Origin of the sequence: Methylopila musalis, from assembly GCF_042679725.1 — a bacterium.
GTDB lineage: Bacteria > Pseudomonadota > Alphaproteobacteria > Rhizobiales > Methylopilaceae > Methylopila > Methylopila musalis.
In genome coordinates this window covers 1-2,330 of sequence record NZ_JBHTMX010000299.1, presented here as the reverse complement: position 1 = coordinate 2,330, position 2,330 = coordinate 1, and the positions used below count along the sequence as shown (strand labels likewise).

At 72.6% G+C, this 2,330-nt stretch carries 2 protein-coding genes; both read right to left on the bottom strand.

Features of this window, described 5'->3' with window-relative positions; genetic code table 11:
• A partial coding sequence (locus ACFQ4O_RS16955; RefSeq protein ID WP_378777470.1) for a GumC family protein occupies positions 1-1,557 on the bottom strand: 1,557 nt, incomplete at its 3' end.
• Between the two features lie 390 nt (positions 1,558-1,947).
• A partial coding sequence (locus tag ACFQ4O_RS16950) for a glucokinase (RefSeq protein ID WP_378777468.1) occupies positions 1,948-2,330 on the bottom strand: 383 nt, incomplete at its 5' end.

The following is a 2,330-nucleotide window of genomic DNA, read 5'->3' as shown; positions in this document are numbered from 1 at the left end:
GGGGACGGGCTCGACCTCGGGCCGGGGCGGGACGTCCGCTTTGGCCGCGAGGTCCGGTTTCGACGCGAGGTCCGCGGCCGGCCGGCGGCGCCCGATCGGGCCGGTGGACTTGTAGATCGGCTCGCGGCGCGGGGCGCGGCCGAAGGAGGCCATGGCCCAGAGCGCGACCGCGCCGAGCGCCAGCATGACGCCGAGCGTCGCTCCGAGCACGGCCCAGGCCGCGCTCGCGACCAGACCGGAGCCCGCGTTCGCCGGCACGGCGGTGGAGGCGATGCGCAGGTTGACCGCGGAGATGCGGCCGAACTCGTCCGCCTCGCGGGAGCGACTCTCGAACGAGGTCAGAAGCCCGCGATTGGCGGTCGCCTCCTGCTCCAGCGCGTTCAGCTCGATCTGGTTCTGGCGGGCGCGGCCGACCTCGGCGGTCAGGTCGGAGACGCGGCGGCTCAGCTCCTGCTGCTCGTTCTCCGCGCGGCCGAGATCCACGCGCGCGGCGTCGCGGATGCGGTTCAGCTCCAGCCGGATGCCCTGCTCGATCTCGGTCACCCGCGAGCGCGCGTTGGTGAGCGCCGGGTGGCGCGGGCCGAGGTTGAGGCTGCTTTCGGCGAGATTCTCCCGCGCGGCGCTCAGGCGCTCGATCAGATAGGAGACGGTGCGCATGTCCTCGGTCGCGGTCAGCGCGCCGAGCGAGCCCAGATTGCGCTGCGCCTCCTCGAACTGGCGCACGCGGGCGGCGGCCTTGGCGAGACGTCCCTGCGCGGCGGTCGCTTCCGTGACCGCCTCCTCCAGCCGCTGCTCCACCACCAGCCGGTCGCCCGCCTTGACGAGGCCGTGGTCGCGGCGGAAGCGCTCGGCCTTGGCCTCGGAGTCCGCCAGCCGGGCGCGCAGCGCCTCCAGCCGGCCGGTCAGCTCCCGCGTCAGCTTGCGGCCGGATTCGGCGCGGCTCTCGCCGTCCTCGTCGATGAAGGCGCGCACCACGCCGTTGGCGATCCGCGCCGCGAGATCGGAGGTGCTCGCGGTCGCGCTCACGTCGACCAGATAGCTGCGCTCGGCGCGCTTGACGGTCAGCGCGCGCCGCAGCGCGTTCACGAGCGCCGGATCCGCCTGTCCGTCGGCGCCGAGGCTGCCCCGCAGGTCGGTCCCGGAGGCGCCGCCGTCGGCGGCCGCCGCGTCGCGCAGGCTTTTGCGGAAGGTGGGGTCGTCGGCCAGATTCTCGGTGCGGATCGCCCGCGCCAGCACGCGCTCCGACGTGATGAGCTGCATCTGGCTTTCGACGAAATTGATTGCGGCGTTGGCGTCGAGATTGCTGTTGACCATCTCGTTCGGAAACACCTGCAGCGACCGGGGGTCGATCAGCAGCTGGGCGCTCGCCACGTGCTTCGTCGGCAGGGTGGCCTTCACCGCGAGCCCGATCACGGCGCCGACCACGGCGAGGGCGACCACCAGCCAAAAGGCGCGGCGCAGATGCGCGAGAAGGGCGTCGAACGCCTGCGGCCAGGTCTGCGCCGAACTCTGCGCGGAGGCGGTCGTCTCCGGGGCGGCGGCTGGCTGCTGCGTCATCGTCCTGCCGTTCTCCGCCCTGTTCGCGAGCCTCGAGGCGGGCCGCGCCCGCCGCACCGGAACAAACTCCTGACGCGACAAGCTTAACATGCCGTTCCCGGCGCGGGAGTCCCCCCGGGGAGCAACGCTTGCGGGGAGGCGGCTGACGCCGCCTCACCCGCCTCGTTCCGGCCGGGAATGGCGTGGCCGGACCGACGTCGTCGGGGTGTTGAAGGCGCCCCGGTGATCGACGTTGCTGAGGCCAGAATGTGGCGGAAGTCCTGAAAAAGCGAGTAAAATTGGAAGTAAATCGCCGCCCGGATCGACGCTGCGTGAAAAGATGGTTAACGACGGGCCGCTATACGGCGCGCAATCTGTATTCGCGTCCGGTTCTGGCGCGTCTTCGTTCCGTTACGGGGCGGAGTCCCGGTTCGGAACAGGCGTCGCCAGCGCCGCGCAGCCGAGCAGGCCCGCGATGTCCGAGGTGACGATCACCGTGGCGGTGCGGCGCATCAGCTCGTCATGGGGGCGCTTGGCCTCGAAGGCGGCGCGGAAGGCCGCCGGGTCGATCAGACCCTGAAGCCGCGGCACCACGCCGCCGCAGAGATAGACCCCGCCCTGCGCGCCGAGCGTGAGCGCCATGTCGCCGGCGAAGCGGGCGAGCAGCGTCAGGTAGAGCGCGATCGAGGCGCGTGCGTCGGCGTCTCCGGCCTCGGCCTGCGCGCGGACGTCGGCGGTGTCGAGCGTGGCGCCCGCCCGGCCCGCGACCTTGCCGGCGGCGGCGTGCAGCCGGG